We start from the raw sequence: 8,039 nt of genomic DNA on the forward strand, positions 1-8,039 counted from the left end.
TCAATGGGTTCTGGAAAGAGTGTTCCCCGCCCACGCGGGGATGAACCGGTTCGGCACGCCATTTGCCGGGAGCGGATCGCGTGTTCCCCGCCCACGCGGGGATGAACCCGTGTGGGAAGAAGGCGCGCCGCGTCCGGTTACTTGAGTCATTGTCCTTCCTCCTTAAGCCAAGGAGCGATCCACTCGACTTGGACGTGTGATTTCGCTTTAATTCCCTCACGAGAAACTTCGCGAGAGGTATGAAGATGATGGGAAGAGAGGTATTCGCTGCAGCGCTCTTGGCCGCTTTCGGAACTGCCGCTATCGCGGAGAGCGGGCCGGAAGCATGTGCGGCTCTGGAAGACGAGCACAAACGCAAGCTGTGCTATGATCTGGCGTACAAGATCAGGCCTTTGGAGCCCGCCAAAGGCGAAGATCAAGGCAAGTGGGAAGTGTCCAGCACGTTCTCCCGGATAGATGATTCCGAAACCGTTTTTCTCCTCCTCGACTCCAACAATTCCGTCGATTGCGGGCGCTACAAACAGGAGCCGGTTTCCCTGATCCTGCGTTGTGAGGAAAACACAACGGTCATGTATTACAGCGCCAATTGCCATATGGCTTCCGGCTACCGGGGCTATGGGGATGTCACTTACCGGCTGGGAAGCGGAAAGGCACAAACTGTCAGCATGGATGTGTCTTCCGATAAGCGCGCAATCGGTCTTTGGCGTGGCCGCCAGTCCATCCCGGTTATCAAGCAGATGTTTGAAAACGAGCGCATGACCGTTCGCATGACACCTTTTGGGAACAGTAGCATTACCGCCAGCTTCGATATTGCGGGGCTCGAAAGCGCCATCAAACCCTTGCGGAAAGCGTGCAGTTGGTAGGGTCATTTCATCTATCCCTCTCAAGCCATTCCGCCAAGGACGCCAGACGCCCCGCCGAGGTGTTCCCCGCACATGCGGGGATGAACCGGCTACGGCCGGCAGGATATCCATTGGCACGCATTTGGCGAAATCCGCCCAGACCGGTGAAACTGGCAGGCGCAGCAGCCCCGGGGACCAGGCGGTTGAACATCTTTTCGCTCAAATGCGCGTGTTCGACCCGTTTTTTTACCTTTCAGCGGCAAGGTTGTGTCATGGGCCATGATGGCCCACCGTCAACAGACCCGGAATGACCAAGACCGTTCTCATCCCGGAAGGCTCCCGACTGTCTTGAGGACAGTTTCGAAAACTCTCGCAATCGCGCCCAACCAGAAATTTGCCGATTGGTGCTTGCGGACGCAACAAGGGGCGGTGTTCAGCCGGACACCGCCCCTTGTTTTATATCAGACTGTTTCGGCAGCAATCAGCCGACAAGCTCGGTGCCGGAGAACCAGAACGCGATTTCTTCTGCAGCAGTTTCCGGAGCGTCGGAGCCATGGACGGAGTTTTCGCCGATCGACAGGGCAAATTCCTTGCGGATCGTGCCTTCGGCAGCGTCTGCCGGATTGGTCGCGCCCATGACTTCGCGGTTCTTGGCAATGGCGTTTTCGCCTTCCAGAACCTGAACGACGGTCGGGCCGGAGGACATGAACTCGGTCAGCTCACCAAAGAACGGACGCTCCTTGTGAACCGCGTAGAAGGCTTCGGCTTCACGCAGGGACATCCAGACGCGCTTGGAAGCAACGACGCGCAGGCCGGCGTCTTCAAATTTCTTGATGATGGCCCCGGTCAGGTTGCGCTTGGTTGCGTCCGGCTTGATCATGGAAAAGGTGCGTTCGATCGCCATGGGATCCTATCTTTCTGACGTTGTGGCAGCTCCCTTGCGGCGCAAGACGCGGCACAAGGAAAACCGGCGGACATGCCGGAATGGCAATGCCTTGGAAAATCGCGGCTTCTATAGCTTTTGAGCGCTCCGCCCGCAAGAGGGCTGACGCCTCCCGGCGCGATCATCCAGAGAACAGCCGCCGAGCAGTCCTGCGGGCGCCTCGGCTCATGTCTTTCTGCCTGCGTGGGGCGCCGGTTTCCCGCTTGAGAACATGCGGATCAAGCGCCTCGTTCGGCTTCACGGTCGAACCGACAAAACCGCTTTGACCTCAATCGGATCGACAGTAGGGTTGATCAGGATTGGCGCAACTCGCCAGTCACAGGCTTGGCCGGCGGGAGTGACACTCATGGGCAGCTTCTTTTCCGGGATCGTTTTCACCGCAGGCATTGCCTTTGGCCTGGCAGGTGCGGCTGAACATGCCAACGGGCGCTCCTTTGCCTCTGACGCGTCGGCGTCGACCGATCTGATGCACGTTTCGACCGGTCTGGAAGGGCTCGATGCAAAACTTGAACACCTGAGTTCCGAGGATTTGCAGCTGCTCCTGAATTTTGTGGCCGGCAACACGCTTTTCACGCTCTACCACGAAGCCGGTCACATGCTGATCTCGGAGCTCGGCCTTCCCGTTCTCGGACAGGAGGAGGATGCGGTCGATAACCTCGCCACCGTGATGATGCTTTCAGATGACACCCGGGATATGGACCAGCTCCTGTCCCAAGCCATGATCGGCTGGTTCCTGATTGCGTCGCAAAACCATGACAACCTTGTCTTTTATGGTGAACACGATCTGGACCTGCAGCGCGGATACCAGATGCTGTGCCTGATGGTCGGCGCCGACCCGGACGCGTTCGAGGATCTGGCAAACGATCTGGACCTGCCGGAAGACCGGCGGGAAACCTGCGCGTTCGACTATGAGCAAAGCGCAGATTCCTGGGATCTGGTGACTGATCCATTCCTCCGGCCCGAAGGCCACCGCGGTGACCGGATCACGGTGGCCTATGCGCAGCCGGAACCGGGTCAGGCCTCCATGGCGCTGTTTCTGCAAGAAAGCGAACTGATGGAAATGGTCGCCGAAGACCTCGACGGCCTCTATGCGCTTCCTGACAAGATCACCTTCCAGGCCATGGCATGTGGCGAGGAAAACGCCTACTGGGATCCACAGGCCCGGGAAATGACCCTGTGCTATGAACTCATGGCCGGGTTTTCCGAAATTTTTCTGGATCTTCTGGGGACGGACGAGTGATCCCTCTCCAGCGGACGCCATTGTCTGGAAATGATGGAGAGTTTGCGATCAACCGCCTGTCACCTCTCACCGAAAAAGCCGTCTTGTTTCTCTCCGCCCGCGGCCTGATTACCGTTCCGGGAGCGGTTGCGCTGGCCATTTGGGCAGCCGCAGGCGTGACCTTGTGGATCGATCATCAAATCGGTCAGAAAATCCGGATCGTTCCGGTTATCGGCGCCGCCTTGAACTACGATACGAGCGCATCGGTGCTCAGCACGATCGCGAGCGCTTCCATTACCACCCTCAGTCTTGTCTATTCGATCGTTCTGGTCGTGTTTACGCTTGCTGCCGGAACCATTGCGCCCAGACTTCTGAAACGGTTTTCCCAGGATCGCACCAATCAGATGACCGCCGGACTGCTCGGCGGAACTTTTCTTTACTCGCTCTCGACCCTGTCGGCCCTGCGCCCCGATTTCCTCCCTGCCCTGTCGGGTTCAATTGCATTTCTTCTGGCCGTCCTGGCTGTCCTTCAACTGATCTACTTCGTGCACTCGGTCTCTGTCAGCGTCATGATCGACGAGGAAATCGCGGCGATCAGCCGGACCCTGAACGAAAAGATGCAGGAAATCGTGAAGGTCGACGAAGAGGCGGACAATGCACGAACCGAAATGCCGGAAAACATGGAAGACGCGGTCGCCAGTCCGGCCTCCGGTTTTCTGTCGGTCACGGATCCCCGGGCCCTTGTCGCCCTTGCGGCTCACCAGGGGCTTGTTCTGGATTTCTGTGCCGCGCCCGGCATGTTTGTGGCCGAAGGCGAGCCCCTGTTCCGCTATAAATCCTCGGGCGATGCCGGAATGGCAACAGATGAAGATGATCTGTGCAATGAAGTTGCCGAATGCATTGCCCTAACGGCAGCCCGCGAAAACACCAAGGACGTCGTGTTTTCGTTGAACCTGCTGCTTGAAATCGCGTTGAGAGCGTTGTCTCCGGGCGTGAACGACACATACACAGCCATCACATGTTGCGACCGTCTGGGGGAAACCCTGCAGGCGCCGGTCCGCAAGGGCATCCGCGAGAACATCCATCTTGATGAAAACGGCGTCCCGCGGCTGCGCATCCCGGGTCTTACCCTCGAACATCTTCTCCAGATGGCCATCCCGCCCTTGCGCCAGTGTGCATCGGACAACGACCTGTTCCTCAACTCTCTCGCAGCCATGATCCGGCGGCTTTTTGCGATTTCCGGAAGCGAGCGGTCCAGAACCCTGTTGAGCGGACATGCAAAAGACCTGATCCGGGGTCATGAAGCCAATAACCCGCTTCCGGCGGATCTGGACCGACTGAAAGATGCACTTGGTCCCGTCTGGCGCTCCATCGAAAACGGCGCCGGACAGTCTTAGGCGCCGGAAATTCCGTTTTACCCCTTGCGCGGACGAAGCCGGTCCGCCAAACATCCGGCCATGTTGCAGATTTCAGACCTTACCTACCGCATTGGCGGCCGTCTTTTGATCGACAAGGCCAGCGTGACCCTGCCCGCGAAATCCAAGGCGGGCCTCGTCGGGCGTAATGGCGCCGGCAAGTCGACCCTGTTCAAGCTGATTACCGGCGACCTCTCGTCCGAGACGGGATCCGTCCAGATTCCGAAACAGTCCCGGATCGGCCAGGTGGCACAGGAAGCACCGGGCACCGGAACGAGCCTGCTCGACACCGTTCTGGCCGCAGATGTCGAGCGCACAACACTGTTGCAGGAAGCCGAGACCGAAACCGACCCGACCCGCATCGCCGAGATCCACATGCGGCTCGCCGATATCGGCGCCCACACGGCAGAAGCACGCGCAGGCGCGATCCTGTCCGGCCTCGGTTTTGATGCGGAAGCCCAGCAACGCCCCTGCTCCGCCTTCTCCGGCGGCTGGCGCATGCGTGTGGCCCTCGCCGCAGTTCTGTTTTCAGAGCCCGATCTGTTGCTGCTCGACGAGCCGACCAACTATCTTGATCTTGAAGGCACGCTCTGGCTTGAAAACTATGTGGCGCGCTATCCGCATCAGGTGCTGCTAATTTCCCACGACCGTGACCTGCTTAACAAGGCCGTCGACAGCATCGTGCATCTCGATCAGGGCAAGCTGACCTATTATTCGGGCGGCTATGACAGTTTCGACCGGCAGCGGCGCGAGGCCATGATCCTGCAGCAAAAGGCGAAGGAAAAGCAGGACGTCCAGCGGGCGCATATGCAAAAATTCGTCGACCGGTTCCGCTACAAGGCGAGCAAGGCCCGGCAGGCCCAGGCGCGCCTGAAAATGCTGGAGAAGATGGAACCCATCGCCGCGCTGACGGAGGAAAGCAGCCGCCCGATCCACTTCCCCAACCCGGAAGGCCGCCTGTCGCCGCCAATCATCAAGCTGGAGCGGGTTGCGACCGGCTATGACGGCAAGCGGATCCTCAAGAATGTGACGCTGAACATCGACACGGACGACCGGATCGCGCTGCTTGGGGCGAACGGCAACGGCAAGTCGACCTTTGCCAAGCTGATCTCAAACCGGCTGGAGGCCATGGATGGCGAGATCACCAAGGCAACCAAGCTGAAGATCGCGTTTTTTGCCCAGCACCAGCTGGATGAGTTGCGGCCGTCGGAAAACGCGGTCGAGCATGTGCGCTCCCTGATGCCGGATGCACCGGAAGCCAAGGTCCGCGCCCGGGTCGCACGCTTCGGACTGCCGACAGACCGCATGGACACGCCTGCAAGGGACCTGTCCGGAGGCGAGAAGGCCCGCCTGCTGCTCGGTCTTGCCACTTTCGACGGCCCGCATTTGCTGATCCTCGACGAACCGACCAACCACCTCGATATCGACAGCCGCGAAGCCCTTGTTCTCGCGCTGAACGACTTCGAGGGTGCAGTTGTCCTGATCAGCCACGACCGGCATCTGGTCGAGGCTTGCGCCGACCGGCTGTGGCTGGTGCATGGCGGCAAAGTCGAGGCCTATGACGGCGATATGGAGGACTACCGCCGCCTGATCCTGCAAGGTCCCGAAGCCCGGCGCAAGGCGGCCAAGTCCGCTGCTGACGAGCAAGGCTCGGCACAGGACAAGCGCCGGGATGCAGCCCAGAAGCGCTCGCAATTGAAGCCGTTGAAGCAAAAGATCGACGCGGCCGAAAAGGAGATGAAGAGGCTCACAGACAAGATTAAAAAACTTGATGAAGCCCTTGCAGATCCGGAGTTTTTCCAGCGGGAAGCAGAACGTGCTGCCAAGTTTGCCAAGGAGCGCGCCTATTGCGAGAAGAAACTCGTAAAGGCGGAAGAGGAATGGCTGGAGCTGTCCGCCGAATATGAAGAGGCAAGCTGAATTTCATGGGCTGTACCCGCGGCATGCTCGGGTTTGATGCCAAACAGAAGACCGGTTTTCTTGGCCGTCACACGAACGAAGCGTCCACATCCCGCACTACGGCTACGGCATCAAGCGTTTCATCCGGTCGATGATCGAAACGGCCACCAAAATGACCATCGGACTGTTCCGTCCATGCTCCTTCAGGTAGTCCTGAGTACCGGACGGGACACGCCGTGGACTGGTACAACTCAAAACAATCGCATGGCACAAATGGGTAGATCAGCCCCTGCAAAGCGGAGTGGGCCTTCTTAAAAGTCTAAATACTCTTGATCAAGCAGCATGGTTTTTGAACAAAAGCCTCCCCGGCAAACCAGTGGCGGTTCGATCCTGCAAGGTGTCGTTTGGTCTTGTATCCTTGGGCAGAACCAGATACCGGGGCCATCTGGCAACAAATATGGGCGACCCCGTGTACACTCCGGACCAATTCAAGATCAAAGACCTCAGCGAGATCCATTCAGCAATTGCGGCCGCTCCGCTGGCGAACCTCGTTACGGTTTCACAAACCGGTCCGGTTCCAACACCACTTCCGATGTTGCTGAAGCCACAAGAAGGTGCTTACGGCACCCTCTATGGCCACATCGCCCGGGTCAATCCACAGTGGCGAACGACAACAGATCCTCAGGCACTCGCCCTGTTCTCTGGCCCGGACGCCTATGTCAGTCCGTCCTACTATCCGTCCAAGGCAGAGACCGGCAAAGTCGTCCCGACCTGGAATTACGTGACGATACAGGCAAAAGGCGATGTCGAGTTCTTTTCCGACACGGATCGGTTACTCGCATTGGTCAATGAACTCACCGATAGCCACGAAACCGGGCGGGACATTCCCTGGAGAGTTGCAGATGCCCCGGAGCGCTTCGTGGAAGTACAATTGCGCGGGATCATCGGTGTGCGTTTGGAAATCGCGCATCTGGAAGGCAAGGCGAAACTGAGCCAAAATCGTTCGCCGGCGGACCAGAGGGGTGTCATCGACGGCCTGCGGACCTCGAACCAGCAGGCGGAAGCGCTGGTCGCGAGGCTGATGGCGTCAAATGACGACCCTGTGACCGAAGCAAAGGATGACTGAGCCTCGAAAGGCACATTCCAGTCTGAGCAAATGACGCGGCAAACGCCGGCCGGTACAATCCACCAGTCTCACTCGCAAGATATCTCTTGCTGCGGAGAAACCTGCCCCCCGTCAATCGTGATCACCCGGAAGGTGTAGGTCGCCGGCTTGATCGGAATATCAGTGTCTTTTGCGAGGCATTCAAACTGGCCGGTTTTTCCGGCAATTGCCTCACAGGCACCGTCAAACTGCTGAATTTTGGGAGTTTCCCCAGACGTTGCGAGTGCTCCGGGCATGATTGCAGGGACCATGTCAGACTTTTCGGAGCTCACCACAGTGGTTGCGGAGACCTGCGTCTTGCCGTCGTTGGCAGCGATCTCGCATTTTGCCGAGACCACAGACTGCGCCGATACGGCACCTGCACTCAAACCAGCCATCGAAACAACAGCAATCCCCGATAATACCCGTTTCATTTGCATGGCGTTTCTCCCGGTTAGATCCTATGAAAATATCTACCAAGTTGACGTTACGGACAATTGGATAATGACGACCGGAACATTTATTTGCTCTCCTGGGATTTCCTGTTGTGAGCGTCCGACGAACCCGACCTGCCGGT

General features: G+C 58.4%; 7 protein-coding genes. 5 read left to right on the forward strand and 2 right to left on the reverse strand.

All coding sequences use genetic code 11. From position 1 onward, the window contains the following. Positions 1-245: 245 nt before the first annotated feature. Positions 246-863 (forward strand): type VI secretion system-associated protein TagO, encoded by a 618-nt coding sequence (locus E1297_RS05855; RefSeq protein WP_196223211.1) that lies wholly within the window; start codon positions 246-248, stop codon positions 861-863. A 460-nt stretch (positions 864-1,323) separates the two neighbouring features. Here the strand turns inward: E1297_RS05855 and ndk are convergent, their stop codons facing one another. Then, the gene (gene ndk, locus E1297_RS05860) at positions 1,324-1,746 is read right to left on the reverse strand and encodes a nucleoside-diphosphate kinase (RefSeq protein WP_155135189.1); all 423 of its coding nucleotides are present in this window, start codon (positions 1,744-1,746) and stop codon (positions 1,324-1,326) included. A gap of 385 nt (positions 1,747-2,131) precedes the next feature. On the opposite strand from ndk, the gene E1297_RS05865 reads away from it, so the two are divergent. The 4 genes from E1297_RS05865 (at position 2,132) to E1297_RS05880 (ending at position 7,444) form a co-directional block, all read left to right on the forward strand. Then, positions 2,132-3,025, forward strand: a complete 894-nt coding sequence (locus E1297_RS05865; protein ID WP_209015659.1) for a DUF4344 domain-containing metallopeptidase — start codon at positions 2,132-2,134, stop codon at positions 3,023-3,025. After that, positions 3,022-4,401, forward strand: coding sequence for a DUF2254 family protein (locus E1297_RS05870; protein ID WP_155135191.1), 1,380 nt, complete (start codon positions 3,022-3,024; stop codon positions 4,399-4,401). The genes E1297_RS05865 and E1297_RS05870 overlap by 4 nt, the downstream gene beginning before the upstream one ends. A gap of 60 nt (positions 4,402-4,461) precedes the next feature. Continuing rightward, positions 4,462-6,339: an ABC-F family ATP-binding cassette domain-containing protein gene (locus E1297_RS05875; RefSeq protein ID WP_155135193.1), complete on the forward strand. Its 1,878-nt coding sequence runs from the start codon at positions 4,462-4,464 to the stop codon at positions 6,337-6,339. Positions 6,340-6,787: 448 nt separating this feature from the next. After that, complete coding sequence (locus E1297_RS05880; protein WP_368669466.1) at positions 6,788-7,444, forward strand: FMN-binding negative transcriptional regulator; 657 nt, start codon at positions 6,788-6,790, stop codon at positions 7,442-7,444. A 68-nt stretch (positions 7,445-7,512) separates the two neighbouring features. Here the strand turns inward: E1297_RS05880 and E1297_RS05885 are convergent, their stop codons facing one another. Further along, positions 7,513-7,902, reverse strand: a complete 390-nt coding sequence (locus E1297_RS05885; RefSeq protein ID WP_155135197.1) for a hypothetical protein — start codon at positions 7,900-7,902, stop codon at positions 7,513-7,515. Positions 7,903-8,039: the final 137 nt, after the last annotated feature.

The organism is Roseibium sp. RKSG952, from assembly GCF_009711355.1.

Bases quoted from the DNA above. Each gene is read 5' to 3' on its own strand.
- E1297_RS05855 (WP_196223211.1), top strand. From the start codon at position 246: ATGATGGGAAGAGAGGTATTCGCTGCAGCGCTCTTGGCCGCTTTCGGA.
- ndk (WP_155135189.1), bottom strand. From the start codon at position 1,746: ATGGCGATCGAACGCACCTTTTCCATGATCAAGCCGGACGCAACCAAG.
- E1297_RS05865 (WP_209015659.1), top strand. From the start codon at position 2,132: ATGGGCAGCTTCTTTTCCGGGATCGTTTTCACCGCAGGCATTGCCTTT.
- E1297_RS05875 (WP_155135193.1), top strand. From the start codon at position 4,462: ATGTTGCAGATTTCAGACCTTACCTACCGCATTGGCGGCCGTCTTTTG.
- E1297_RS05885 (WP_155135197.1), bottom strand. From the start codon at position 7,902: ATGCAAATGAAACGGGTATTATCGGGGATTGCTGTTGTTTCGATGGCT.